This window comes from Promicromonospora umidemergens (assembly GCF_024171995.1).
In the GTDB taxonomy this organism is placed as follows: Bacteria; Actinomycetota; Actinomycetes; order Actinomycetales; family Cellulomonadaceae; genus Promicromonospora; species Promicromonospora umidemergens.
Window position 1 is genome coordinate 140,266 of sequence record NZ_JAMTCT010000015.1, and the last position, 26,147, is coordinate 166,412.

Sequence of the window (26,147 nt, forward strand, 5' to 3'; positions counted from 1 at the left end):
AGCCCCAGAGCGAGGGACGCTCAGGCCAGGCGGCGCATCCAGCCGTGCCGGTCCTCTGCGCGGCCGTACTGGATGTCCGTGAGCTCCTGGCGGATCGCCATCGTCAGCTCACCCGGCTCACCACCGTTGAGCTCGTGGTCGAACGTCGCCCCGGCGAGGCGCCCCACCGGCGTCACGACGGCGGCGGTGCCGCAGGCGAAGAACTCCTTGACCTTCCCGGACTCCAGGCCGGACGCGACCTCCGCGAGCGGGATCCGCCGCTCCACCACGTCGTACCCGCGGTCGGCTGCGAGCTGCAGCACCGACGTGCGCGTGATGCCCTCGAGGATCGAGCCGAGCTCCGGCGTGTGCAGGGTTCCGTCGTCCATCACGAGGAACACGTTCATGCCGCCGAGCTCTTCGAGGTAGGTGCTGGTGGCCGCGTCGAGGAAGCACACCTGGTCGAAGCCCTTCTTCTGCGCCTCGAGCTGCGGCAGCAAGCTGGCGGCGTAGTTGCCCCCGAACTTCGCGTCGCCGGTGCCTCCGGGCGGCCCTGCCCGGTGGTACTCCTCCGACACGTAGATGGACACCGGCCGCACGCCGCCCGCGAAGTACGGGCCGACCGGCGAGGCGATCACCAGGTACTCGGCCGCGAGCGCGGGGCGCACCCCGAGGAACACCTCCGACGCGAACATGAAGGGCCGCAGGTAGAGGGAGGAGTCCTCGCCGTCGGGCACCCAGTCGATGTCCGTGCGGACGAGGGCCGCCAGCGACCCGATGAAGTCGTCCACGCTGAGCGAGGGCAGCGCCAGGCGGTGCGCCGATCGGGCGAACCGTGCGGCGTTCTGGTCGGCACGGAACGTCCAGACCGAGCCGTCCGCGTGCTTGTAGGCCTTGAGGCCCTCGAAGATCTCCTGCGCGTAGTGCAGCACTGCCGTCGCGGGGTCGAGCTGCAGCGGACCGTACTTCTCGATCCGCCGGTCTTTCCAGCCGTCGGCGCTGGTCCAGGAGACCCGCGCCATGTGGTCCGTGAACACCGTCCCGAACCTCGGCGCACGGAGCGCCTCGGCGCGCTCTGCGTCCGGCGTCGGCACGTCGGTGGGTCGCACGTCGAAGAGCGCCACCAGGTCTTCGAGCCGGGTCGGGAGGATGGGATCCGTCGTTGTCGTCATGTCGATGCCTTTCACCGGAATGCTGTTGTCAGTCTTCCACGCCCGGCAAGGCAGGAGGAGCATTCCGTGCCGGGCGCCTGCCCGGACGGCCATCGACGTACGACGGCGGCGCCCGGGTTAGGTCTGCGTGACCCGGGCGCCGCCGTCGTACAGCAGGCTTACTCGGTCACGCGGGCCGCAATATCGCGGCCTACCTGGTCGGTCGTACGTACGGCGCTGCCGCCGTGGGCCGCCGGTCGATCGGCAAGGTCCGCTTCGACGGCGTCCTGGACTCGCGCGGACTCGGCCGCGAAGCCGAGGTGGTCCAGCAGGAGAGCGACCGAGAGGATGGTCGCCGTCGGGTCGGCCTTGCCCTGGCCCGCGATGTCGGGGGCCGAGCCGTGCACCGGCTCGAACATCGACGGCGCGGTCCGGTCCGGGTTGATGTTGGCCGACGCCGCCAGACCGATGCCGCCGCTGATCGCTGCGGCCTGGTCGGTGAGGATGTCGCCGAAGAGGTTGTCCGTCACGATGACGTCGAACCGGCTCGGGTCGGTCGTCAGGTAGATGGTCGCGGCGTCCACGTGCGCGTAGTCGGTGGTGACGTCGGGGAACTCCGCGTTAACGGCCTCGACCGTGCGGCGCCACAGGTGGCCCGCGTGCACCAGCACGTTGTGCTTGTGCACGAGCGTGAGGTGCTTGCGCGGCCGGGCGGCGGCGCGGGCGAACGCGTCCCTGACCACGCGCTCGACGCCGAACGCGGTGTTGACGCTCACCTCGGTGGCGATCTCGTGCGGCGTGCCCACACGGAGCGCGCCGCCGTTACCGACGTACGGGCCCTCTGTGCCCTCCCGGACCACGACGAAGTCGATCTCGCCCGGGTTCGCCAGCGGGCTGGAGACGCCCTGGAAGAGCTTGGTCGGGCGCAGGTTCACGTAGTGGTCGAGCGCGAAGCGCAGCTTGAGCAGCAGCCCACGCTCCAGCACCCCGCTCGGGACCGACGGGTCGCCGATGGCGCCCAGCAGGATCGCGTCCTGCGCCTTGATCTTCTCGAGGTCCTCGTCGGTGAGGGTCTCGCCCGTCGCGTGCCACCGGCGCGCACCCAGGTCGAACTCGGTGGTGGTGAGCTTGGTGCCCGACGGCGCCAGCGCCGCCTCGAGCACGGCGAGCCCCTGCTCCACGACCTCGGTACCGATGCCGTCACCTGCGACCACTGCGAGGTCGATGCCCTCTGTCCTGCCCACCTGTGCCATGTCCGGAGCCTACGCGCGCGACCGGCCGAATGAGACGCGGGTCTCACGGAATGGACGCCGGGCGGCTACTGGTCCCTGGCCGAGAGCACGCAGAACTCGTTGCCGTCCGGGTCCGTCAGGACGGCCCAGCTCGCGTCGTCCGGCTGCCCGACGTCGATCACCGTCGCCCCCAGCTCGACCAGCCGGTCGATCTCCGCGTCCCGGTCGTCGCTCGTGTGCGGCGCGAAGTCCCAGTGCAGCCGGTTCTTGCCGATCTTCTTGTGCTCGACCGGGACGAACACCATGCCGGGTGGCACCTGGTGAAAGTCCAGGTTCTCCGAGAGCTCGAGCGCCCACGGCGGCACCAGCACGGACTCCGAGTCCATCTCGAACCTGATCTCCCAGCCCAGGGCCTCGGCCCACCAGCGGGCCAGCTTCTTGTGGTCGGTGGACTCCACCACCGTCGAGTACCAGCGCAGCGTCATCGCCATCACCTCACGTCGGATCGGGTGGCCCGTGGCTCCGGGCCGCTGTACACACCGTAGGACGAGACACCCACACTCCCGATGACTTCCCGGCGCACCGCCCGTCCACCAGGTATGGAACCCAGGGACATCGCACGGCGCGTCATCGACGACAACCACTTCATGGTGCTCGGCACGGCTCAACCCGACGGCACGCCCCGCGTCTCGCCGGTCTTCTACCGCCACGCGGGTTACCGCGACTTCTACTGGATCTCGTCACCCCGCGCGCAGCACTCGCGCAACGTCGCCGCGCAGGCCCGCGTCGAGCTGGTCATCTTCAGCTCGCAGGTGGATCCCGGCCCGGACGTCGCCGCCGTCTACGTCGGCGCCACCGCGAGCCAGGTGCCCGACACGGAGCTCGCAGAGGCCGTCGCCGCCGCCTTCTCGTCCTCGAGCAACGGAGTGCGGGCATACGGCGTGGAAGAGCTCAGCGGTACCGCTGAGCTGCGGCTGTACCGGGCGGCCGCCCAGAGCGTCGAGATCCACGTGCGCGGGAGCGACCCGGAACGCGGGACGGGAATCGACCGGCGCCTGCCGGCGGAGATGTCCCCGCCGCGGTGACCGTCGAAAAACCGTGGCCCCGGCTCCCCACCCGCCCACACAATCGCCGGGTGACCGCTACCGATGACGACCTCCGCCCGTACTTCGACGCCGCCGCCACCGGGCTGACGTTCAACTCGCCCCTGAGCGAGGCGCGAGCAACGGCGCTGCTCGACCGGATCCAGCCCCTGACCGCGAGCTCCCACGCCCTGGACCTGGGCTGCGGCACCGGCGAGCTGCTGCTCCGCCTCTGCGCCCACCACGGCATCGCCGGCGACGGCGTCGACAGGCACGCCGCCGACGCGGGCACCGCGCGCCGTCGGGCCGTCGACCTCGGGCTCGCTGACCGGGTGGCGTTCCACACGGCCGACGCGACGACCTGGGACCGCCCGGCGGACATCGTGCTGAACGTCGGCGCGAGCCACATCTGGGGTGACTCCCCGGCACCCGCCCTGACGGCCCTGCACCGGCTCACCGCGCCGTCGGGCACGCTCCTGTTCGGCGACGGCGTCTACGAGACCGAACCGGACGCGACGGTGCGCGAGGCCTTCGGCGATCTCCCCGACCTGGCCGGCCTGGCGCGTACGGCGACCGACGCGGGGTTCCGCGTGCTGCACGCCGCCACGTCGACGCAAGGTGAGTGGGACGACTTCGAGTCGGACTGGCGGGCGGGCGTCGAACGGCTGGCCACACCCGGCGCTCGCGCGTTCGCCGACCGCCGTCGCGAGGAATACCTGGGCGGCTACCGCGGCGTGGTCGGCTTCGCCTGGCTGGTCCTCACGCCCGCGTGAGCCGGACGGCGCCCCGCTCACGCCTGCGTGAGCCGGACGGCGTCCCGGGCGGTCAGCGCTTCGGGTAGAGGAGCTGGAACCGCTCGCACACCACCGGCATGTCCGGCGCGAACTCCCGGCCCTCCTGCAGGTTGCGACGGAAGTACGCCTCGTGGCCCGCGCGCCACGACTCGAGCGTGCGGTCGTCCTCGCCCTCCGCCGCCGCGAAGTCCTCGTCGACCTCCTCGAAGGTGGTGGTCTCGACGCTCGTGGTGCGGATCAGGGCCCGCGGGTGGCTCTCGCCGTCCAGGAGGATCGACAGCTCGCCGACGACCGGCAGTGGGGCGCCCTCGTCGTCGTAGTCCCACAGGGCCGACGACGTCGCCGTCTTGTCACCGGTCAGCACGGCGTCGAGCAGGCGTTCGGCGAGCTCCGGCTCGTCCCCGAACGACCAGGCCTGCGGCGGCACGGTCTCACCGACGGTCGGGCCCACCACGATGCTCGCGCTCGCCATGCCCGCGTACTGGCGCGTGGCCGTCCAGAAGTCGAGGACCTCCGCGGCGACCTCCGCCTCCTCGTCCGACACGGCCTCGGGCTCGAACGTCGCGGGGTCGAACGTCGCAGGGTCGAAGGGCTCGGCCGGGGCCTCTGCGTCGGTCGGCTCGTTGTCGTCCGCTGCCTGCGGGTTCACGTCTTGGGTCACGAGGACATCCTGCCCTACCCACCGATGCCGGACGCGAGCCGGGGCAGCATTACGAACGCTGAACGATCCGATAACGAACGCTTACCGAGTTTGCATGTGCGTGACCGGCCATGATCTGGTAATCGACGGTCCACGTCGCACCAACGTGCCGCCCCACATCATTTCCTGCCGAGGCAAGGAGGCTATGTGCCAGCCATCGAGGCACATCATCTGTACAAGGTGTTCGGCCGTAAGGCTCACGACGGCGTAAAGCGCCTCGAGGCCGGCGCCGACACCGACGAGCTGAAGAGAGCTGGGCTGACGCCGGCTGTCATCGACGCGTCGTTCACCGTGGAAGAGGGCGAGATCTTCGTCGTCATGGGCCTGTCCGGGTCCGGCAAGTCGACGCTGATCCGCATGATCAACGGGCTCCACCCGCCGACCGCCGGTCACGTCGAGCTCCACGGCGAGAACATCACCGCGGCGACCGGCAAGGATCTGCGCCGGCTGCGCCGCGAGCGCATCAGCATGGTGTTCCAGCACTTCGCGCTGTTTCCCCACCGCTCGGTCATCGACAACGCCGCCTACGGCCTCGAGACCCAGGGCGTCGCCAAGGAGGAACGGCGCAGGCGTGCCCACGAGGCCCTGGAGCTGTGCGGCCTGACCGGCTGGGACGACCACCTGCCCAGCGAGCTGTCCGGTGGCATGCAGCAGCGTGTCGGCCTGGCCCGCGCGCTCGCCGCCGACACCGACATCCTGCTGATGGACGAGGCGTTCAGCGCCCTCGACCCGCTGATCCGGCGCGACATGCAGGACCAGCTGATCGAGCTGCAGCAGAAGCTGGGCAAGACGATCCTGTTCATCACCCACGACCTCAACGAGGCCATGCGCATCGGTGACCGCATCGCGATGATGCGCAACGGGCGGATCGTCCAGGTCGGCACGGCAGAGGAGATCCTCACCGACCCGGCCAACGACTACGTCGCCCAGTTCGTCGCCGACGTCGACCGCACGCGCGTGCTGACGGCGTCGTCCGTCATGGAGCCGCCGGTCGCCGTCCTCGGGGCGGAGCAAGGGCCGCGCGCCGCGCACAAGCTGATGCGCGAGCACCAGGTCTCGGCGCTGTTCGTCACCGCGCGCGACCGCACCCTGCAGGGCTACGTCAGTGAGAACGAGGTGAGCATGCGCCTCGAGCAGAAGAACCTCGACGGCCTCCTGAGGCCGGTGCCGGACTTCGCCAGCGTCTCCCCCGACACCTCGCTCGCCGACCTGTTCGGCCCGGCGGCCGAGACCCCCGCCATCGCGGTGGTCGACGACGCCGGCCGGCTCAGCGGCGTCATCCCGCGCGTCACGCTGCTCTCGGCCCTGTCCACCCAGACCGACGCCGAGATGGAGGCCGCGGTCCTGGGCACGAGCACCTCGGCGTCCGATACCGATGAGACGAAGGAGGCTGTCCGTGGCTGAGGGCGCCGTTCCCCTGACGATCGTGCCACCGCTGCCGATCGGCGAGCTCTTCGAGACGGGGTTCGACTGGTTCAAGGACACCTTCGACGCCTTCTTCGACGGTGTCGGTGACTTCCTCGACGCCACGATCGACGGGTTCGCAGGCCTTCTCCAGACGCCGGATCCGCTCGTGCTGGCAGTCGTCCTGGCGCTGCTCGCCTGGCTCGTGCGCGACTGGAAGCTCGCGGGCGGGTCGCTGGTCGGCATGGTCGTCATCATCGGCATGGGCATGTGGGAGCCGGCCATGGAGACGCTCGCCCTCGTAGTGATAGCGACGCTGTTCGCGCTGCTGGTCGGCGTGCCGCTGGGCATCTGGGCGGCGCGCTCGGCCGTCGTCAGCCGCGTCCTGCGGCCCGTCATGGACTTCATGCAGACGATGCCCGGATTCGTCTGGCTCGTGCCGGTGGTCATCCTGTTCAGCATCGGTGTCGCCGGTGCCATGATCGCCACGGTGATCTTCGCGCTCCCGCCTGCCGTCCGGCTCACCGAGCTCGGCATCCGCCAGGTCGACAGCGAGGTGGTCGAGGCCGGGCAGGCGTTCGGCGCCGGACCCCGGCAGATCCTCAAGGACATCCAGCTGCCGCTGGCCATGCCGACCGTGATGGCCGGCGTCAACCAGGTGATCATGCTTGCTCTGTCGATGGCCGTGATCGCGGGCCTGGTCGGGGGCGGCGGCCTCGGGAACGAGGTGGTCAGCGCCATCTCGACCCTCGACCTCGCGCTCGGCTTCGACGCCGGCATCTCCGTGGTGATCCTGGCGATCTTCCTGGACCGGCTCACCGGTTCGATCGGCTCGCGTCGGCCGGGGCACGGCCGGCTCCGCGAGCTGCGGCAGCGGTTCACGCGCACCCCCGCCACGAGCCCCGCCTGACCCACGGCATCTCCGCAGACCAACACCTCCCATACATCACTAGCTCTGCATACGAAACGGAAGGACACCGATGATCGGCACGACCGGCAAGCGAATCGGAGCTGCTACCGCGGCTCTCACCCTGACCCTCGGCATGACGGCATGCGCCTCTGAGGACGGGGCGACCGGGGGCAGCGAGAGCGAGACCGACAAGACGATCACGATGGGCATCATCCCCTCGTGGACGGACGGCCTGAGCACCGCCTACCTGTGGAAGAACATCCTCGAGGAGGATGGCTACACGGTCGAGATCGAGGAGATCAACGACGCCGCGCCGCTGTACACCGGGCTCGCCGAGGGCGACATCGACGTGTATCCCTCCGCGTGGCCGGAGGTCACGCACAAGTCCTACATGGACGAGTACGGCGACGACATCGAGGACCTCGGCGCGTACTACGACAACGCCAAGCTGACCGTGGCGGTCCCGGAGTACTCGGACCTCAAGTCGATCGAGGACCTCGTCGGCAAGTCGGCGGACTACGACGGCAAGATCGTCGGCATCGAGGCGGGCGCAGGCCTCACCAAGGCCGTCCAGGACAGCGTCATCCCGGAGTACGGCCTGGACGAGGACGGCTGGGAGCTCCAGACCTCCTCGACGCCCGCCATGCTGAACGCCCTCGAGGAGGCCGTCGCCTCCGAGGAGGACATCGTCGTCACGCTGTGGCGTCCGTTCTGGGCGAACAACGAGTTCCCCGTCCGCGACCTCGAGGACCCGAAGGGCGCCCTCGGCGAGGCGGAGGGGCTCCACGAGCTCGCGACCGCCGGGTTCAGCGAGGAGTTCCCCGAGGTCGCAGAGATGATGGGGAACGCGAAGCTGGACGACGAGCAGTACGGCACCCTGGAGGACCAGGTCGTCAACAAGAACGAGGGCGACCCGGCCGCAGGTGTCGAGGCCTGGATCGCGGACAACCAGGACTGGGTGGACGCCCTGAAGGGCTGACCAGCTCTGGTCGATGGTCGGCATCCGGCGGCGCCCCACCTGGGGCGCCGCCGTTGTGCTGTGACGAGGTCGACAGCCCGCACCGGTGCCCTGGGCAAGCGTCGTTCCTAGACTTGTCAGATGCCCCAGGACCTCTCGCTCGACGGCCCCGCGCCCGTTGCCGACGCCGCCCCGCCCGCCGCTCGCCCTGGCCGGCGCGCGGCGGCGGGCGTCGCGCTCGCCGTCGTCGGTGGAGCAGGGATCGCCGTGCAGAGCCGGGTCAACGGCTCCCTGGCGGACCACGTCGGCAGCGGCTATCTCGCGGCGGTCGTGTCCTTCGGGTCCGGGCTGGTGCTGCTGACCCTGGCCCTGCTGGTCTCCCGCCGTAGCCGAGCCGGTATGCGCCGGATCTCCACGGCGCTGCGCGAGGGCGGCCTGCGCCCCTGGCAGGTCCTCGGTGGCGCGGCGGGCGCGTTCTTCGTCGCGACCCAGGGCCTCACCGTGGGAGTGCTGGGGGTCGCGACCTTCATCGTCGCCTTCGTCACCGGCCAGTCGCTCGGGTCCGTCGTCATCGACCGGCTCGGCCTCGGTCCGGGCGGGGTCCGGCTCGTGACGTTCCCGCGCGCCGTCGGCCCGGTGCTGACCGTCGCCGCCGTCGCCATCGCGATGTCGGGGGGCACGGCGTCGCCGTCGGCCCTGGCGCTGGCCGTGCTCCCGCTGCTCGCGGGGATCGGGTCCGCCTGGCAGCAGGCGGTCAACGGCCACGTACGCGCGGCCGCCGAAGACGTGCTCGCCGCCACCCTCGTGAACTTCGTGGTGGGCACCGTCGTGCTGGCGGCCGCCCTGGGGGTGTCGGTGCTGGCCGAGGGCCTGCCCGACGGCGCCTTCCCGACCGACCCGCTGCTGTACACCGGCGGGATCATCGGCATCGCGTTCATCGCGCTGTCGGCGACCGTGGTGCACAGGATCGGGGTGCTGCTGCTCAGTCTTGGCATGATCGCCGGACAGATCGTCATGGCGCTGGTGCTCGATGCGGTGACACCCGGCGCCACACCACCAGGACCGGCGACCTACGTGGGCGGCGCCCTGACGCTGGTAGGTGTAGCCGTGCCGCTCCTCGCGGAGCGGCGCCGCCACACCTGACGCAACGGCGCCCCGCTCTCCGTGCGGAGAGCGGGGCGCTGTGTGCTGCGGTCAGTGAGCTCGGCGACCGGCCTGCCCCCTACCTCGTCAGCGCGACGCTACGCCTTACCGACCAGCCTGGCCCTCGACGTAGTCGGAGTCGGACGGCTTGATCCATGAGAACATCTTGCGCAGCTCGCGGCCCGTCGTCTCGATCGGGTGCTGCTCGCCCTTGGCGCGCAGCTCCTTGAACTCGGGGGCGCCTGCGTCCTGGTCGGCGATGAACCGCTCCGCGAAGGCGCCGTTCTGGATGTCGGCCAGCACGGCCTTCATGTTCTCCTTCACGCTCGGGTCGATGACCCGCGGACCGGAGACGTAGTCGCCGTACTCAGCGGTGTCCGAGACGGACCAGCGCTGCTTGGCGATGCCGCCCTCGACCATGAGGTCCACGATCAGCTTGAGCTCGTGCAGCACCTCGAAGTACGCGACCTCCGGCTGGTAGCCGGCCTCGGTCAGCGTCTCGAACCCGTACTGGACCAGCTGCGAGGCGCCGCCGCAGAGCACTGCCTGCTCACCGAACAGGTCGGTCTCGGTCTCCTCGGTGAACGTCGTCCTGATACCGCCGGCGCGCAGGCCACCGATGCCCTTGGCGTACGAGAGGGCGATGTCCCAGGCCGTGCCCGAGGCGTCCTGCTCGACCGCGACGATCACGGGCACACCGCGGCCGTCGGCGAACTCGCGGCGCACGATGTGGCCGGGGCCCTTGGGGGCGACCATCAGCACGTCGTGGCCGGCCTCTGGCTTGATGTAGCCGTAGCGGATGTTGAAGCCGTGCCCGAAGACGAGCGCCGCGCCCTCCTTGAGGTTCGGCGCGATGTCGTCGGCGTACACGTGCCGCTGCACCTGGTCGGGCGCGAGGATGACGACGACGTCGGCATCCCGGACGGCGTCCGGCACGGTCGCGATGGCGAGGCCCTCGTTCTCGGCCTTCGTGCGGGACGCCGAGCCCTCGCGCAGGCCCACGGTCACCTGCACGCCGGAGTCACGCAGGTTCAGGGCGTGCGCGTGGCCCTGGCTGCCGTAGCCGATCACAGCAACCTTCTTCTGCTGGATGATCGACAGATCGGCGTCGTCGTCGTAGAACAGCTCAGCCACGGTTCTTGCTCCTTGAGTTGATATCTCGGGGTGGAAAGTAAGTCAGTTGGTTTCGCGTGAACGCATTTTCACGCGGACCGGACCGTGCGCTCGAACGCCCGGTCGGTGATGGACCGGGCGCCGCGGCCGATGGCCAGGGTCCCGGACTTGACGATCTCACGGACGCCGTACGGTTCCAGCGCCGCGAGCAGCGAGTCGAGCTTCGCCGCGGGGCCCGTGGCCTCGATGACCACGGACTCCGGCACGACGTCGACGACGCGCGCCCGGAACATCTCGACGACTTCCAGCACCCCGGTTCGGGTGGTGGCGTCGGCCCGCACCTTGACGAGCAGCAGCTCGCGATGCACTGACGACTCGGGTTCGAGCTCGACGATCTTGATCACGTGGATCAGCTTGTTGAGCTGCTTGGTGACCTGTTCCAGAGGGTGTTCCTCGACGTCGACCACCACGGTGATGCGCGAGATCTCCGCATGCTCGGTGGGGCCTACCGCCAGGGAGTGGATGTTGAACGCTCGACGGGCGAAAAGTCCGGCGACGCGCGTGAGCACGCCGGGCTTGTCTTCCACGAGCACCGACAGGGTGTGCCTCGACATGGGGTCAGTCCTCGCTCAGTCTTCTCGGTCCCACGCCGGCGAGATGCCGCGTGCGTACTGGATGTCATCGTTGCTCACACCTGCGGCGACCATGGGCCACACCATCGCGTCCCGCGAGACGGTGAAGTCCACGACCACTGGCCGGTCGTCGATCTCGTTGGCCCGCTTGATCGCGGCGTCGACGTCGGAGGCCCGCTCCACCCGGATGCCCTCGCAGCCGTACGCGTCGGCGAGCTTCACGAAGTCGGGCACGCGCATGGTGCCGTGGCCGGTGTGCAGGTCGGTGTTGGAGTAGCGCGACTCGTAGAAGAGCGTCTGCCACTGCCGCACCATGCCCAGCGAGCTGTTGTTGATCACCGCCACCTTGATGGGGATGTCGTTGATCGTGCAGGTGGCGAGCTCCTGGTTGGTCATCTGGAAGCAGCCGTCACCGTCGATCGCCCACACGGTCCGGTCGGGCATGCCCACCTTGGCGCCCATCGCGGCGGGGACGGAGTAGCCCATGGTGCCGAGGCCGCCGGAGTTGATCCAGGTGTTGGGCCGCTCGTAGCTGATGAACTGGGCTGCCCACATCTGGTGCTGCCCCACGCCCGCGACATAGATCCCGTTGGGCCCGGTCAGGTCCCCGATCCGCTGGATCACGTGCTGCGGCGAGAGGTGGCCGTCCTCCGGCTGGGTGAAGCCGCGCGGGTAGGTGCGACGCCACTCGTCGAGCTGACGCCACCAGCCCTCGACGTCCGGCTTGCCGTGTGCCTCGTGCTCCCGCGCCAGCTCGGGCAGCAGGTCACCGATGACCTCACGGAGGTCGCCGACGATCGGGACGTCGGCCTCGCGGTTCTTGCCGATCTCCGCCGGGTCGATGTCCGCGTGGATGATCGACGCGAGCGGCGCGAAGCTCGAGAGCTTGCCCGTCACACGGTCGTCGAACCGGGCGCCGAGCGCGAAGACGAGGTCCGCCTTCTGCAGGGCGGCCACCGCGGGCACCGTGCCGTGCATGCCGGGCATGCCGAGGTGCTGCGGGTGGCTGTCCGGCACCGCGCCGCGAGCCATCAGCGTCGTCACGACGGGCGCCCCGGACAGGTCCACGAGCTTGCGCAGCAGGTCCGCCGCGCCCGACCGGATGACGCCGCCGCCCACGTACAGCACCGGGCGCTTGGCCGTGGCCAGCAGCTTCGCGGCCTCCCGGATCTGCTTCGAGTGCGGCTTCGTCACCGGGTGGTAGCCGGGCAGCTGCAGCTCCTGCGGCCAGGAGAACGTCGTGCGTGCCTGCATCGCCGACTTCGAGATGTCGACGAGCACCGGTCCCGGCCGCCCCGTCGAGGCGATGTGGAACGCCTCCGCGATCGTGCGCGGGATGTCGGCCGGGTCGGTGACCAGGAAGTTGTGCTTGGTGATCGGCAGCGTGATGCCGACGATGTCGGCCTCCTGGAACGCGTCGGTCCCGATCGACGAGGACGCCACCTGGCCGGTGATCGCCACGAGCGGGATCGAGTCCATGTGCGCGTCCGCGATGGGGGTCACCAGGTTGGTCGCGCCGGGGCCCGACGTCGCCATCGTCACCCCGACCCTGCCGGTCGCGTGGGCGTAGCCCGACGCCGCGTGTCCGCCACCCTGCTCGTGCCGCACGAGGATGTGGCGCAGCTTGGCGGAGTCCATCAGCGGGTCGTACAGCGGCAGGATCGCGCCACCCGGGATGCCGAAGACGGTGTCGACGCCGACCTCCTCGAGCGAACGGACGATGGACTGCGCGCCCGTGACTGCTTCCGGCCCGACGCGAGGCGCGGCTGCCTCGGGCTCGGTCCTGCCGCCTACCGTGCGGGACCGAAGCTCGGTGCGCACCTGGTCACGCGCCTCGGCGCGCGCAGCGATCTGTGCGGGTGTCGGTGTGCCGGTCATACGGATCTCCTGCCGTCGCGCCCCGTCCCGGGGCGAAAGCGAGCGTTCGTGACAACAAAAAAACCCCGGGTCCTTGATGAGCAAGGACTGCCAGGGTGAGCGCGCGGACGATGCCTGTGCTGGGGCTTAGGCCGCGCGCTCAGGAAGTACTACAAGAATGATCGTCTGCACGTGACGCACGTTACGCCGAATCTTCGCCGGTGTCACCCAGCGGGCCGAAGGTCCCACGATTCGAGACGCCGGGGTCGCTCAGCCGCGGGATCCCGCGGTTCGCGGAGGAACCGCCACACCGTCAGCGCACGTCCCGGTACCGGAAGACCACCCAGCCGAGCAGGGTCAGCGCCGCGGTGACACCCAGCAGGAGGAGCGCGCTGTGCAGGAGCGGCACCGCCAGGAGCCCGTCGCCGGACAGAGCGGTCTCGGTGCCACGGACCCAGGCGTCCGCGTTCGCGAGCAGGGACCAGTGCCGGGCAGGGGACGACGCGCCGAGCACCCTCTCGTCGATCAGGAACCACGCCGCGGCGAGAGGTACTGCCCACCAGCGCCGCACCAGCACGCCGAGGGCCGCTCCCCCTGCCGCTGCGCAGGCCGCGAGCACCAGCGCCCGCACCCCGGTCCACGTCAGCACGAGCGCCAGCTCCGACGGCGGGCCGCCGAGCATGTCCGCGCGAGCGTGCAGCCCGTACATCCCGAGACCCAGCACCGCACAGGCGACCGCGACTCCCGGCAGCACAGCCACCCCCGCGGCCACGACCTTGCTCCAGTACACACGGCCGCGGCGCGGTTCGACGGTCAGCAGGGCCCGCGTCCCGCCCGACGCCGCGTCCCCCGTCACGAGCAGCACGCCCGCCACGTAGGCCAGGAACACCGGGGTCATCGCGTAGAACGAGATGTCACCGTCCGCGAGCAGACCGGCGAGCGTCGACGCGTCCGCCTCGAAGGCCTCCAGCCCGAGCACGAGCACGACGTACAGCAGCATCCCTGCGGCGATCCACCGGATCGCTGGTCGCACGCCGAACCGGCGCAGCTCGGCCCACAACAGGCCCGTCATCGGCTCCCCTTGGCACGGTTGTCGCTCTGGCTCTGGCTCTGGCCCTTGGACGGAGCCTTCTTGGCCGGACCCTGGTCCTTCTGCGGGCCCGGCTCCACGGGGTCAGCCTTCGCGGTGTCCGCGTCCGCCGTCCCCTGCCCGTCCGACGCGCTCGACGGCTCCGAGGCGCGCCGGCTCAGGAGCGCCTTGGCACCCGTCTTCTGAGCCTCCCGCCGGGCAGCGCGCGCGTCGACCGCCTCCTGCTTCCTGGCGGCCTTGTCGTCGGCAGCTGCCTGCTTCGCAGCCGCCTTCTCGGCGGCCTCCACGTCGGCCGCAGCCCGCTCGTCCGCAGCTTCCTTGGCAGCCTTGCGCTGGTCGGCGGCCTTCTTCCGGTCCGCCGTCTGCTGCTCGGCCGCCTTGCGGGCGGCTCGCCCCTCGGCGCGACTGGGCACCTTCGGCGTCTGCGGTACGACCGGCCGCAGCCGGCCGACGACCGCCGCCAGGTCCTCGCGCTGCGGCGCGAGCTCACCCGGGAAGAGCTTCTGCTTCGCCAGCGCCCGCGAGATGTCTGCCGGTTCGGCGACGCCGTCGACGTGCAGCAGCTCGCCGTCGGCCCGGACCTTGAACCCCGCGGCCCGCAGTGTCGTTGCCGCCTTGCCCGGCTCGTCGAGGCGGACCCGGACGCTGACCCTGGCGTCGCCGAGCAGGTCGGCGACGGTGCCCTGCGCGAGGACGCGGCCGTCGTCGAGCACCGTGACCGTGTCCGCGATCTGCTGTGCCTCGGTGAGGACACCGGTCGCCACGAGCACGGTCACGCCCCGGTCCGCGAGGCGCCGCAGGGCCTGCCGGATCTCGCGGGTGCCGACGGCGTCGAGCCCTTCGCTCGGCTCGTCGACGACGAGCAGGTCCGGGTCGTGCAGGAGTGCGGCCGCGAGCGCGAGGCGTCGCCGCTCGTCGACCGAGCAGGAGCCGTAGGCCAGCCTGGCGCGGTCGGTGAGGAGCACGCGCGCCAGCACCTCGTCGACGCGGGTGCGCGGCACGCCGGCCGCGCTCGCGAGGAGGGCCAGGTTGCGGCGTCCGCTCAGCCCGGCCTGGAACCCCGGTTCACCGACGACGGCGCCGATGCGGCCGGCGAGGTCGGGCAGACCGTCCGGTACGGGGACGCCGAAGATCTTGATGGCACCGGCGTCGGCGTGCGCCAGGCCGGTGAGCAGGCGGAGCGTGGTGGTCTTACCGGACCCCGGGAGCCCGAGCAGCGCGTGCACCCCGCCGGCCGGCATGCGCAGGTCCAGCCCGTCGACGCCCACGACACGCCCGCGCACCGACCGGTACGTCTTGCGCAGCCCAAGTGTCTCGACCGCGGTGTCGCTCCCTGGGATCACCCGCACAGGGTAGGGCATTCGGTACACATCACCCGGCCCTGTCGGACATGGCCTGAGCCGCAGGAGCTCACCAGCTCATCGCGCCGTGCAGCGACGTCGGCGCCGGGTCGACGCCGAGCCGCTCGCGCAGCACCGTGAGGTCGTAGGTGCGCTCCATCGCGAGGTGGCTGATGGTGTACCGCGACAGCCGGGGCTCGCGGCCGGTCCACCGGGAGACCCGCTCCCCCGCCCAGGCCAGGGCGTTCGCCAGCCGGATCGGGATGCCGACCACCTGCACCGGCCGGAACCTGGCGAACATCAGCAGCTCGAGCGTCTCGTGGAGGTCGACGGGCCGGGCGTCCGCCACATTGGCCACGAGCGGCCGGCCGGCGGCTGCCTCGGGCTCGACGTCGGCCACCAGCGCCGCGCGTATCGCGAGCACCAGGGTGTCGACGTGCGTGAGGTGCTGGCGCACCTTGCCCCCACCGGGGATCGGCAGCCAGGCGCCTACCGCCGCCGACTCGAGGCGGGGCAGCAGGGTCGTGTCGCCGGGGCCGTAGACCGCGTGCGGCCGCAGCACGACGACAGGGCCACGATCGTCCCGTGCGGCGTCCGCCGTCAGGTACCGCTCTGCGGCCGCCTTGGTGGAGCCGTACGGGTTGACGTAACCGTGCGACGGCGCCTCCGCCTCGGTGACGGCGACGCTCGGCGTACGCGGGTCGTACACGCTGCCAGAGGACACGTGCACGAACCGCGCCTCCGGGAACGTCTCGCGCACCGCGCGGGTGCCCTCGACGTTGACCACCCAGGCGCGGGCGTGGCTGCCGCCGTCTCGCACCGCGGCACCGCAGTGCACGACGGCGTCGACGTGCTCCGGTCGGTCCTCCTTGGCCAGCGGCCCGTCCCGGAGGTCCCAGATCTGGTGCGAGACCTGATGCGGCGAGCCGACCGGCAGGCACGGAACCCGGCGCGAGAACGCGATCACCTCATGTCCACGCGCCGCCAGATCGCGCACCACAGCACCACCAACAAAACCAGACGAACCGGTCACAGCCACCTTCATGCGCGCACTGTACCGGCCAGCGGTGTCACCAAGTTGACCAGCGCACGACGATCAGGCTTCCGGGAGCGGCCCGCGAGCGGCAGGTGCGACGCCTCGACCACCAGGTCGGGCAGTGCACCATGGTCCAGGACCCGCACCACCTGGTCGGCAACCGACCGGGCCAGCTCCGTGCCGGCCTGGATCTCCGGGTCGCCCCCTGGCCGGGTCCCGCCCTCGGCCGTGACCACGAGCACCACCCGCTCGTCGCCGTCGGGCACCGGAACACCGACCAGCACGGCGTCAGCAACACCCGGCAGCTCCCGCAGCCGGGGCTCGAACAGGCCCGGATAGATGTTCACCGTCCCGCGGATGATCATGTCCCGGTTGCGACCGACGAGCACGATCCGCCCCTCGGCGTCCTGGTAGGCGAGGTCGCCGGTGCGGTGCTCGACCGCCCGCGCCCTGCCCGCGTCGAGGTCGGAGAGGTAGCCGGCCATCAGGGACGGTCCCGTCAGCACGAGCTCGCCCACCTCGCGCGCGTCGTCCGGGTCGGCGGAGTCCGTCGGATGCTCCCGGTCCGTCCGGTCCTCCGAGTCCTCCGACGTCGCCCTGTCGATCCGCACGCCTATGCCGCCGAGCGGACGGCCGACGAGATCACCGGCCGCGGCGGCCGCGATCTTCTCGTCCGCGTCGGTCACCGCCGCCGGCAGGATCTCGGTGGCGCCGTAGACGGCAAGCCAGCGCGTGCCCGGCAGGATGCGGCGGCCACGTTCGAGCAGCGCGACGGTGACGGGCGCCGCGCCGACCGCGAGCACGGCCGGACCCGCTGCGCTCGCGGCGGGCCCTGCCTTGCTCCCGGCTTTGCTCCCTGCTTCGAGGACGTCGAGCAGAGCGGTCACGTCGGCGGGCACGAGGAACGAGGAGTCGGCCCCAGCGACCCCGCGCGCGAACGCCTCCGGCGCATCCTTCGGGGCCTTCGCGGGGATCTCCCACGTACCGCCCGCGATGATCGCCGGCAGCCCGAGGAACATCTGGTCCGTATGCGCCCGTTGCCCCGGCTTCAGGTCTCCGACCTGCCCGAACAGCTCGAGCATGCCGCCGAGCGTGCGTACGGTGTGCACCACCGCCTTGGGGTCCGAGGTCGTCCCGGACGTGAAGACGACCAGCGCCTCCCGGTCCGCCTCCGCCGCCTCGAGCGCCCGAACCGTCCCGGGAAGCGCCCGCCCCAGCCTCGCCACCCGGTGAGCGCCTCGCGGCACACCCGGGAGCCACCGGCCGGTGTACAGGTGCCGCACCGGCAGCTGCCCGTAGTCCGGGAGCAGCAGGCCGCGAGACCGCGCGATCCCCCGCAACGGGCCCGAGGACGCCGCGTGCAGCAGCGCCTCCGTCGCGGCCCAGCGCGGCCTCGCCGCCGCGATCCGCGCCGCGAACAGCTCCGGCGTCGAACCCGGGTCCACGAACACCACGGCGCCACCCGCACGCAGGACCGCGAGGCACAGGACCACACCCTCCGGGCGGGGCCGGATGCTGAACAGCACTCGGTCGCCGGGCTCCATGCCCTGCGCTCGCAGCCCGGTCGCCGTCCGCTCCACCCGTTCGGCAAGGCCGCCGAACGTCACCTCCTCGCGGACCCGCCCGCCGTCGCGGCCGCCGAACCAGCGGAGCGCGACGACGTCGGGCGTGCTTCGCGCGACGACCAGCAGCTCGTCGACGAGGTGCTTCACGACGCCTCCCACGTCCGGGCCGACGCCTGGACGAGGTTCGGGGACCCGTCCGCGCTCCGCAGGCCGATCTCCAGCGAGCTGTACGAGGGGACCAGCACGGCACGTGCGGCACGGCGTCGTCCCACCACCGGCACAAGCCCGTCCGTCGCCGCCGCCGCTAGCGCGTCGAGCACCGCGTCGACCTGCGCCATCGCGAGCGGCATGCCCAGGCAGAAGTGCGGGCCCGCCCCGAACCAGAGGTGTCGCACAGCGGGTTCGATCGAGCGGTCGGGATCGAAGCCGCCACCCGCGCGACAGCAGTTCACGGTAGCGATCACCACGCGGTCGCCTGCCGAGACCGGCACGCCACCCACCGACGTGTCGGCCCGCACCGAACGCAGCATCGCGGGGGTCGGCACGGTGACGCGCAGCCCCTCCTCGACGGCACGCCGCCGCAGCCGGGCGTCGTCCGCCAGCAGGCGCGCGGTCCACCCGGTGTCGTGCGCGATGGCCACGAGCCGCGGCACCAACGACTGGATGGTCTCCGTCCCGGTGAGCACGAACGCCCCGACGGCCCCCATCGCCTCACGCTCGGACAGCCCAAGGTCGCGCATCCGTCCCGGGACCGTCGCCGGGTCTCCCGCGCGATAGGCCGCTCGCGCGGGCGCCGTCAGCCGCTCCAGCACGCTGCGCGCCTGCGCCACCTGAGGCCGGGTGAGCCCGTGCCGGTGCAGCCGCACCATCCCGGTGATCGTCTGGGCGGCAGCCATCGACGAGCGCACCGCCTCGTCGGTCGGCGGCAGCCCCACCATCCCGCAGATCACCGCGCCGGCCTGTGCGCTGACCGCCTCCGCCAGGTCGACGGTCTCCCCGGCGGCGAGCCGCCGCGTGAGGTCGGGCAGCACGCCCGCGCCGCGGTCGCCGTCCGCGGCCACGAGCTCGCGGACCGCCCGGGGCGAGAACAGCGGCCCGAGCGCGCGCCGGAGCACGGCGTGCTCGGCGCCCTCCATGTTGAGCAGCACCGACGGTCCGAGCACCGGCGTCCACAGGTCCGACGGCGCCCCCGGGCCCACCTTCGAGAAGTGGTCCAGGTCGAGCAGCACCTCGCGGGCGAGCTCCGCGTCGCTCACCACCACGCCGATCCGGGGCACCCGCACCACCGGCCGGTTCCGCGCGGACCGTAGCGCCGGGTAGGCGACTGGATGCGCGGCCCGCTGCACCCTCTCCTCCCAGAGCGCCTCGGGAGCGGGCGCGTCCGGGTCGGCGCGGCGTGCTGGCACAGCAACACTCATCGGATGTCCACTATCTCTGGCCGGTACCGGTGGTCGGCGTACCAGCCGAGCGTGCGCACCAGGCCCCAGGCGTGCACGCGGCGCGTCGAGGCGCGCACCCACACCGCCCGGTGCTCGGCGTACCGGGTGGTCAGCCGCCGCACCGCGTTGACCAGCGCGCGGTCCTCGTGCACGTCCTCGATCCGGGTGCGCGGGAATCCGCCCGCCCGCTCGTACAGGGACGCCGTGATGGCCATGTTGCAGCCGGGTGTCATGACGTACGGCCCGAGGTACCCCTCGTCCTGGTTTCCCGGGCGGAACTTGCCGAACGTGCTCGATGCCCACAGCGCGAACGACAGGACGCCCTGCTGGAGCCGCGACACGGGCAGGTCGTCGTCGCGCGGCACGAGGCGCCCCGCGACGAGCTCGTCGCCCGACGCGAACGCCTCCCGTACCGAGCGGATCCAGCTCGGCGGCGGCAAGCAGTCGGCGTCCGTCCGGGCCAGCAGCTCGGCGCCGAGCGCGATAGCGGCACGCATGCCGGTGTCGGCGGCGGCACCGGTCCCCTTCTGGTCCTCGGTGACCACCTGCCAGCGCAACCGCCCCCACTCCGCGATCGCCTTGCGCACGACGTCGGGAGTGCCGTCGGTGGAGCCGTTGTCCACGACCACCAGGTCGAAGTCGTCGTCGTCCTGCGCGTGCAGCGCCTCGAGCGTGCGCAGGATGCCGTGCTCGTGCGCCTCGTTCAGCGCCGGCACGACGACGGCGAGGCGGCGGCGCCCGGCCGGTTCGGGAGCGCGGGTCACCACCGGACCACCATCGCGCCCATGCTGATCCCGCCGGCAAGGCCGAGCAGCAGCACGACGTCGCCGCGCCGCAGGCGGCCCGACTCCAGCGCGGTGGCCAGCTGCAGCGGCAGCGTCGCCGAGGCGATGTTGCCGTGGTCGGCCACGGTGACGATCGTGCGGTCGGCCGGCACGCCGAGCGCACGGTGCACGTCCTCGAGATAGCCGACCGCCACCTGGTGCACTGCGACGAGGGCTACGTCGTCCATGGTCACGCCCGCCTGGTCCAGGGCCTGGCCGACCGGTCCCGGCCCGAGCGCGAGGAATGCCTCGCGCAGCCGTGAACCGTCGATCTCGAAGTAGCTCCGCTCCGGGTCGCGCGGGTTCACCGTGCCACCACTCGGCAGCATCCCGACGTCCCAGTGCTGCGACTCGGCGGTGAACGCCGAGGCGAGGATGCCCGACGGCCGGTCGGTAGGCTCGACCAGCCTCGCGAGCTCCGCGGCCAGGTCGTCCTCGAAGGCGTCGGCGCCACCCGTGCCGCTCCCCGCGCCGGTCGCCTCGACGAGCACCGCCGCCCCGGCGTCGGACATCGTGTAGCCGGCCGCCGACATCGCGTACGTGCGGCGGTCGGGCACGTCCCACCGGACGCCACGTGTCGGCATCTCGCCGCAGGCGACGAGCACGCGGCGGTACCGGCCGGTGCCGATGAGCGCCTCGGCCACCTCGATGCCGTTGAGCACGGAGTTGCAGGCGTTCTTGACGTCCATCACCGGCGCACGGACACCGAGCTTGGCGGCGGTGATGTGGCTCGTGGCGGGCTCGATCATGTCCTGGGTGGCGGACGCGAAGATCAGCAGGTCGACGTCCTGGGGGCGCAGCCCGGCACGGTCGAGGACGGTGCGGGACGCTGCGACGGCGAGGTCCGAGGCCTGCTGGTCGTCGTCGGCCACATGGACGCGGCGCACGCCGGTCAGCCGCGACACCATCGGGAGCCGCGGCGCGACCTTCGGGTTCCTGCGGTGCAGGTCGCGCTCGGCGTCGGCCACGTCCCGGGTGCGCTCGGGGAGGTGCACGGCGACGTCGACGATGCGGGCGACGGGGCGGGGAGAGTGCTGGTGCGGCGCCGGCTGGGGCGACGCGGACGGTTCGGTGGGTCGGGCGGGTGCCGGGTTCAGCACAGCGGCCGGTTCGGGGAGCACTCGGCACAGAGTAGGGCAATCCCACGACGCGCCGATGACGCCTAGACGTATTAACGTCTAGGCATGCGATCGACAGGAGCAACGATGAGCCATGCCAACACGGCTGTGCGTTGTCACCGTGTTTCCCATGACTGAGCTTCCCGGCTGGATGCGCCCACCGCGCCCGGAGGGCTGGCTCGCCGAGGACCTGGACAATCTGCCGGAAGCTCCCAGCAACACGGAGTTGATCGACGGAGCCCTCGTCTTCAGGATGTTCCCTCAACGTAACTGGCACCGACGTGTCATCAAAGCCCTTGATCGTGACCTCGACGCCCAGGCTCCGGATGGGATTGAGGTCAACAGCGAGATGACCGTCCGCCTGGACAAGCACAACCGGCCCGAGCCAGATGTGCTCGCCTCGACCGTGTCAATCGCTCACGACGCGACCTGGTACGAGGCCAAGGACATCCTGCTGGCGGTCGAGGTGGTCTCGCCCGAGTCGAAGCACCGTGACCGGGCAGTCAAGCCTCACAAGTACGCAGAGGCCGGGATCCGCCACTTCTGGCGGGTCGAGGACGCGGACGGTAACGCCACGACCACGATCCACGTCTACGAGCTCGACGACCTGACCAGGACCTACGTCCCGATCGGCATCTTCCGCGACACCCTCAAGGTCGACCTGCCTTTCCCGATCGAGCTGGACGTCCAGAGCCTGTACGGCTGAGCGGCCGAACCGGCGCCGCGCCGGGAGCCGTTGCCCATAGGGTGACGGCCGTGAACCAGACCCTCCCCACCACCCGGCACGAGCTGGGCCTCCTCTACCGTGCCCGGCCGGCGATGGCAGGCCTGCTCCTGGCGGGCACCGCCGCCCAGCGGTGGCCGGCCAAGGGTTCGCCGGTACGCAAGGTGCCGGGCATCGGGTGGGTCACGGCGGATCCGGTGGTGGCTCGCGCGGTCCTGCAGGACCACCGTTCGTTCACCATCCTCGGGGAGGGCGGGGTGGGGAACCTGTGGGCGCAGATCCTCGGCGACTGGGTGCTCGACCTGTTCGACGGCGCAGGCCACCACGACCTGCGCACCCGCACGCGCGAGCTCTTCACGGAGGCCGTCTCCCGCGACCTCGTGCACACCGCGTGGGGCGAGCGGGTCGCTGCTGCGGGCGAGGTGCTGCGCTCGGGCGGCACGCTCGACGTCGCGCACCTCTCCCGGGTCCTGGTGGGCCGCATGGTCATCGGCCTGCTGGGAATCCCCCGGCCCGCGGGGCACGGTGGCGCCTGGCCCGACGACGAGGGGGCGCTGCGGATCTTCGAGACCGGGGAGCGGCTGGCGACCGTCGCACTGGGCACAGCCGGGTCCACGATCCTGACGCCCGACCAGGTGGCGACCGCGCGGGGCATCGTCGCCGAGCTGACGGCGGGAGTCCCCGACGGCTGGCGGGACGCTCCGTCGGACACCCTGCTCGGCCGGTGCAGGGAGCTCGGGCTCGGGCTGACCGAGACCTCTGGCCTGGCCTGTCTGCTCATGGTCGCGGGGACCGAGACCGCCGCGAGCGCCATGGGCCGTACCACCGCGCTGCTGGTCGACACGGGTGAGCAGCACCGGATGCTCGCGGCGATCCGGGCGAGCACCACGACGGGTGCGGCTGGCCCCTCCCCCGAGGCCTCCGGCGGCGGCATGCGCACCGCACGCCTGCTGAACCCGGGTGAGGCCGATCCGGTCGAGAACGTGGTGCGCGAGGGGCTGCGGGTGACGAGCCCTGCGTCGGTGATCGGGCGGGGTGTGGCTGCCGACGTCGAGGTGGGTGGCGCACGGCTGCGTGCCGGCGAGCGGATCATGCTGCTGGTGTGGTCGGCGAACGCCGCGGCAGGTCCGTTCCGGGCCGATCGGCCGTACGTTCGGGAGTCCCGCCAGCTCTGGTTCGGCGCCGGTCGCCACCTCTGCCTGGGAGCGGCACTGGCCCGGGCCGAGATCGGCACCCTGCTGCGGATGCTGTGGTCGGAGGACCGTCCGCTGCGCGTCGTCCGCCGTCGGGCCGCTCGGGGTGTGCTGATCCCGGCCTGGTCGGAGCTGGTCGTCTCGCGCCCCTGAGCACGCCTCGGCTGGGCTATCTCCGGGTGGCGCGGTAGATCTCGCGCACCACGTCCTCGATGTCGGGCTCGGTGATCGACAGGTCCACGACCTCGGCCCGCTCGGAGACCGCGGCGAGCACGCGCGCCGCCGTCGTGCGCTGCGGGTCGAAGGCGAGGCGTTGCCGCAGGCCGTCGGACTCGCTGCGCACGTGCTCGGCACCGGCCACGTCCACCAGGTCCGGGCTCGCCGTGGCGAGGTCGACCACGAGCTCGCGCCGCGCACCCACGGTGCGGCCCAGCCCGTCGAGCGTGCCGTCGAACGCGAGCCGGCCGTGGTCCACCACGAGGATCCGGTCGCAGAGCCGCTCGACGTCGCCCATGTCGTGGGTCGTCAGCAGCAGGGTCGTGCCGTGCTCGCGCCGCTGGGTCACGAGGAACTCGCGCAGGCGCTGCTTGGACAGGACGTCGAGGCCGATCGTCGGCTCGTCGAGGATCAGCAGCTCCGGCCGGTGCAGCAGGGCCGCGGCGACCTCGGCGCGCATGCGCTGCCCCAGGGACAGCTGCCGCACGGGGGTGCCCAGGAACCCGCCCATCTCGAGCGTGTCCACCAGCTCGGCTGTCCGGCTGCGCTCGTCGGCCGCGGACAGGGAGTGGATCGCCGACAGGATCGAGAACGACTCCCGCACCGGCAGGTCCCACCAGAGCTGCGAGCGCTGCCCGAAGACCACACCGATGCGGCGCGCGAGTGCGCGCCGCTGCTTCAGCGGGTGCAGCCCGACGGTGGTCACGGCGCCGCTGGTGGGGACGAGGATGCCGACGAGCATCTTGATGGTGGTCGACTTCCCGGCGCCGTTCGCCCCGATGTAACCCACCGACTCGCCGGCCTCGACGGTCAGGTCGAGGCGGTCGACCGCGACGTGCCGACGCCGCCGCAGCTTGTTCTTCGGGTCCGGCCGCCCGGTGAACACCCGGGTCAGTCCCTCGGTCTCGATGACGTTCATCCGCCCGCTCCTCGGTAGTGACGAAGGCCCCAGCGCCAGCACAGGCCCGCGACGACCACCGCCCAGAGGGCGGCGACCGGCGCGCACCAGCCCAGCCACGTGGGCAGCCCGGCCAGGCCGGGCATGCCGAGCAGCGTGGACACCGGCAGGTACGCCGCGAAGGCCACCGGGAAGACGCCCGCGAAGACGACCAGCAGGCCACGCGGCCACACGCTCGCGGGCTGCGTGGCCGCGTACCGCCCGCCGTAGACGAACGCGTTGGTCATCTCGGCGCCGTTGACCAGGAAGAACTGCAGCCCGGCGGCGGTGACGAACTGTGCGGTGAAGATGACGAACCCGCAGACCAGGGCGAGCAGCAGCAGGCCGACCGTGCCGACGCTCCAGTCGATGTCGTTGATCACGAGCCCCACGGTCAGCGCGGTCGCGCCCACCAGACAGCGTCCGATCCGGCGCAGGCTGAGATCGCTCGTCATCAGCTGCGCGAGCAGCGGCTGCGGCCGCAGGAAGAACACGTCGAGCGTGCCGGCGCGCACGTAGACCGGCAGGTTGTCGCAGTGTCCCGCCGCCAGGTCCGCCAGGGAGAACGCGAGGTCGGACAGGCCGAACACGAGCATGATCTGCGCCAGCGTGAACCCGCCGATCTGGTCCGTCGCCGAGTACAGCACCCAGAGCTCGGTGAACTCGATGGTCCCGACCAGCACCGCACCGACCAGGTCCATGCGGAAGCTGGCCCGGTGGCTCGCCTGCGAGCGCCCACGGCTCGCGAGGACGGCCCGGTAGGCGCGGAACCTCCCGCGCGTGTCAACCAGCGCCTGCCAGTGGCTGAGTCTGCGGTTCCGCTCCGGCTCAGCCACCCTGCACCTCCAGCCTGCGGCGCCCGGCCCGCGTCGTCAGGTGCCCGACGCCGAGCACCACCGCGAGCCACAGCAGCTGCACCCCGACGTGCTGCCAGGCTGCAGTCCCGGTGACCTGCCCGGAGAGCACGTCGATCGGGAGCTGCATCATCGACGGGAACGGGGTGAGCAGCGCGACGGTCAGCAGCCAGTCCGGGAACAGGTAGATCGGCGTGAACAGGCCCGCGAAGAATCCGGAGAACGCCATGTAGAACACGCTGATGCCGCGGCTCTCCACCAGCCAGAACCCCGTGGTGGCCACCGCGTACATGGAGGCGTGCGAGACCGCGATGCCGATCAGCAGGCTGAGCAGGCCGAGCGCGAACGCGCCGGCAGAAGGCGGCAGGGCCATGCTCGACACCAGGATCCCGATGACCACGCTCGGCAGCCCGCGCGGCAGCAGGGCGAACAGGCCTTTGCCGATGTCGGTCAGGACGTGCGCCGCCTGGACGCTCACCGGCCGCAGGAAGTCGACGGCGACGTCACCCGACTTGATCCGGGTCTGCAGGTCGCTGCCGCCCCACAGGTTCACCGACCCGAGCATCCCCTGACCCAGCCAGACGAACGCCGCCATGGTGGCCGCGGAGTACCCGGCCAGCTCACCGCCGGCGCTCTCGACCGCCGCACCCATGATTCCGCCCTTGAGCAGGCCGAACGTCGCGTTCGCCACCAGGCCGGCGAGCATCGCCAGAGGGTAGGCCGACTGCCCGCGGAAGCCCGCTACCAGGAACCGCCAGTAGGGGTTCCGGGCGGGAGACGGGAGCGGGCGCACAAGCGCGAGACTCTACTCGGCCTGCGGCCAGATCTCACCCGTTTATCGACGGGAGGATCCGAT

General features: G+C 71.5%; 25 protein-coding genes. 8 read left to right on the top strand and 17 right to left on the bottom strand.

What is annotated here, in order from left to right; translation table 11 throughout:
* Positions 1 to 20: 20 nt before the first annotated feature.
* The 3 genes from APR04_RS20995 to APR04_RS21005 all read right to left on the bottom strand — a co-directional run bounded on the left by APR04_RS20995 (position 21) and on the right by APR04_RS21005 (position 2,847).
* Positions 21 to 1,151 (bottom strand): branched-chain amino acid aminotransferase, encoded by a 1,131-nt coding sequence (locus tag APR04_RS20995; RefSeq protein ID WP_253873916.1) that lies wholly within the window; start codon positions 1,149 to 1,151, stop codon positions 21 to 23.
* Positions 1,152 to 1,309: 158 nt separating this feature from the next.
* Positions 1,310 to 2,383 (bottom strand): 3-isopropylmalate dehydrogenase, encoded by a 1,074-nt coding sequence (locus APR04_RS21000; protein WP_253873918.1) that lies wholly within the window; start codon positions 2,381 to 2,383, stop codon positions 1,310 to 1,312.
* Positions 2,384 to 2,448: 65 nt separating this feature from the next.
* A complete protein-coding gene (locus APR04_RS21005) occupies positions 2,449 to 2,847 on the bottom strand; it encodes a VOC family protein (protein WP_253873920.1) in 399 nt (132 codons plus the stop codon).
* 114 nt (positions 2,848 to 2,961) lie between these two features.
* Here APR04_RS21005 and APR04_RS21010 point away from each other — a divergent pair, with 114 nt between their 5' ends.
* Together APR04_RS21010 and APR04_RS21015 are read left to right on the top strand one after the other, a co-directional pair.
* A complete protein-coding gene (locus APR04_RS21010) occupies positions 2,962 to 3,447 on the top strand; it encodes a pyridoxamine 5'-phosphate oxidase family protein (RefSeq protein WP_253873921.1) in 486 nt (161 codons plus the stop codon).
* 50 nt (positions 3,448 to 3,497) lie between these two features.
* A complete protein-coding gene (locus tag APR04_RS21015) occupies positions 3,498 to 4,217 on the top strand; it encodes an SAM-dependent methyltransferase (RefSeq protein WP_253873922.1) in 720 nt (239 codons plus the stop codon).
* Between the two features lie 52 nt (positions 4,218 to 4,269).
* Here APR04_RS21015 and APR04_RS21020 read toward each other — a convergent pair whose 3' ends face one another.
* Entirely contained in the window at positions 4,270 to 4,899 is a 630-nt protein-coding gene (locus APR04_RS21020; RefSeq protein ID WP_253873923.1) for an ASCH domain-containing protein, read from the bottom strand.
* A gap of 186 nt (positions 4,900 to 5,085) precedes the next feature.
* On the opposite strand from APR04_RS21020, the gene APR04_RS21025 reads away from it, so the two are divergent.
* From APR04_RS21025 to APR04_RS21040, 4 genes are all read left to right on the top strand, one after another.
* Complete coding sequence (locus APR04_RS21025) at positions 5,086 to 6,342, top strand: quaternary amine ABC transporter ATP-binding protein (protein WP_253873924.1); 1,257 nt, start codon at positions 5,086 to 5,088, stop codon at positions 6,340 to 6,342.
* Positions 6,335 to 7,252 carry an ABC transporter permease gene (locus APR04_RS21030; protein WP_253873925.1) on the top strand — a complete coding sequence of 306 codons (918 nt, stop codon included), beginning with the start codon at positions 6,335 to 6,337 and terminating at the stop codon, positions 7,250 to 7,252. The genes APR04_RS21025 and APR04_RS21030 overlap by 8 nt, the downstream gene beginning before the upstream one ends.
* Positions 7,253 to 7,322: 70 nt before the next feature.
* A complete protein-coding gene (locus tag APR04_RS21035; protein ID WP_253873926.1) occupies positions 7,323 to 8,231 on the top strand; it encodes a glycine betaine ABC transporter substrate-binding protein in 909 nt (302 codons plus the stop codon).
* 120 nt (positions 8,232 to 8,351) lie between these two features.
* Entirely contained in the window at positions 8,352 to 9,353 is a 1,002-nt protein-coding gene (locus APR04_RS21040; protein ID WP_253873927.1) for a DMT family transporter, read from the top strand.
* Positions 9,354 to 9,458: 105 nt separating this feature from the next.
* Here the strand turns inward: APR04_RS21040 and ilvC are convergent, their stop codons facing one another.
* The 10 genes from ilvC to APR04_RS21090 form a co-directional block, all read right to left on the bottom strand.
* Positions 9,459 to 10,487 carry a ketol-acid reductoisomerase gene (gene ilvC / locus APR04_RS21045; protein ID WP_253873928.1) on the bottom strand — a complete coding sequence of 343 codons (1,029 nt, stop codon included), beginning with the start codon at positions 10,485 to 10,487 and terminating at the stop codon, positions 9,459 to 9,461.
* Between the two features lie 68 nt (positions 10,488 to 10,555).
* Entirely contained in the window at positions 10,556 to 11,080 is a 525-nt protein-coding gene (gene ilvN, locus APR04_RS21050) for an acetolactate synthase small subunit (protein WP_253873929.1), read from the bottom strand.
* 15 nt (positions 11,081 to 11,095) lie between these two features.
* The gene (locus APR04_RS21055; protein WP_253873930.1) at positions 11,096 to 12,976 is read right to left on the bottom strand and encodes an acetolactate synthase large subunit; all 1,881 of its coding nucleotides are present in this window, start codon (positions 12,974 to 12,976) and stop codon (positions 11,096 to 11,098) included.
* 292 nt (positions 12,977 to 13,268) lie between these two features.
* Entirely contained in the window at positions 13,269 to 14,027 is a 759-nt protein-coding gene (locus tag APR04_RS21060) for a hypothetical protein (RefSeq protein ID WP_253873931.1), read from the bottom strand.
* Positions 14,024 to 15,388, bottom strand: a complete 1,365-nt coding sequence (locus APR04_RS21065) for an ATP-binding cassette domain-containing protein (protein WP_253873933.1) — start codon at positions 15,386 to 15,388, stop codon at positions 14,024 to 14,026. Before APR04_RS21065 ends, APR04_RS21060 begins: the two co-directional genes overlap by 4 nt.
* A 67-nt stretch (positions 15,389 to 15,455) precedes the next feature.
* The gene (locus APR04_RS21070; protein ID WP_253873935.1) at positions 15,456 to 16,430 is read right to left on the bottom strand and encodes an NAD-dependent epimerase/dehydratase family protein; all 975 of its coding nucleotides are present in this window, start codon (positions 16,428 to 16,430) and stop codon (positions 15,456 to 15,458) included.
* Entirely contained in the window at positions 16,427 to 18,133 is a 1,707-nt protein-coding gene (locus tag APR04_RS21075; protein ID WP_253873937.1) for a class I adenylate-forming enzyme family protein, read from the bottom strand. Before APR04_RS21075 ends, APR04_RS21070 begins: the two co-directional genes overlap by 4 nt.
* Positions 18,130 to 19,404, bottom strand: coding sequence for a cytochrome P450 (locus APR04_RS21080; RefSeq protein WP_253873939.1), 1,275 nt, complete (start codon positions 19,402 to 19,404; stop codon positions 18,130 to 18,132). Before APR04_RS21080 ends, APR04_RS21075 begins: the two co-directional genes overlap by 4 nt.
* Positions 19,401 to 20,189 (bottom strand): glycosyltransferase family 2 protein, encoded by a 789-nt coding sequence (locus tag APR04_RS21085; RefSeq protein WP_253873941.1) that lies wholly within the window; start codon positions 20,187 to 20,189, stop codon positions 19,401 to 19,403. The genes APR04_RS21080 and APR04_RS21085 overlap by 4 nt, the downstream gene beginning before the upstream one ends.
* The gene (locus APR04_RS21090) at positions 20,186 to 21,370 is read right to left on the bottom strand and encodes a 3-oxoacyl-ACP synthase III family protein (protein WP_253873943.1); all 1,185 of its coding nucleotides are present in this window, start codon (positions 21,368 to 21,370) and stop codon (positions 20,186 to 20,188) included. The genes APR04_RS21085 and APR04_RS21090 overlap by 4 nt, the downstream gene beginning before the upstream one ends.
* A gap of 127 nt (positions 21,371 to 21,497) precedes the next feature.
* On the opposite strand from APR04_RS21090, the gene APR04_RS21095 reads away from it, so the two are divergent.
* Positions 21,498 to 22,073 carry a Uma2 family endonuclease gene (locus APR04_RS21095; protein ID WP_253873945.1) on the top strand — a complete coding sequence of 192 codons (576 nt, stop codon included), beginning with the start codon at positions 21,498 to 21,500 and terminating at the stop codon, positions 22,071 to 22,073.
* Positions 22,074 to 22,123: 50 nt separating this feature from the next.
* On the top strand, positions 22,124 to 23,437 hold the full coding sequence (locus tag APR04_RS30655) for a cytochrome P450 (RefSeq protein ID WP_308292378.1): 1,314 nt from the start codon (positions 22,124 to 22,126) through the stop codon (positions 23,435 to 23,437).
* Positions 23,438 to 23,453: 16 nt separating this feature from the next.
* On the opposite strand, the gene APR04_RS21105 is transcribed toward APR04_RS30655, so the two are convergent.
* The 3 genes from APR04_RS21105 to APR04_RS21115 are packed head-to-tail and all read right to left on the bottom strand — an operon-like array spanning position 23,454 to position 25,997.
* A complete protein-coding gene (locus APR04_RS21105) occupies positions 23,454 to 24,419 on the bottom strand; it encodes an ABC transporter ATP-binding protein (RefSeq protein ID WP_253873947.1) in 966 nt (321 codons plus the stop codon).
* Positions 24,416 to 25,273 carry an ABC transporter permease gene (locus APR04_RS21110; RefSeq protein WP_253873949.1) on the bottom strand — a complete coding sequence of 286 codons (858 nt, stop codon included), beginning with the start codon at positions 25,271 to 25,273 and terminating at the stop codon, positions 24,416 to 24,418. The genes APR04_RS21105 and APR04_RS21110 overlap by 4 nt, the downstream gene beginning before the upstream one ends.
* Positions 25,266 to 25,997 carry an ABC transporter permease gene (locus APR04_RS21115; RefSeq protein WP_253873951.1) on the bottom strand — a complete coding sequence of 244 codons (732 nt, stop codon included), beginning with the start codon at positions 25,995 to 25,997 and terminating at the stop codon, positions 25,266 to 25,268. Before APR04_RS21115 ends, APR04_RS21110 begins: the two co-directional genes overlap by 8 nt.
* Positions 25,998 to 26,147 lie beyond the last annotated feature (150 nt).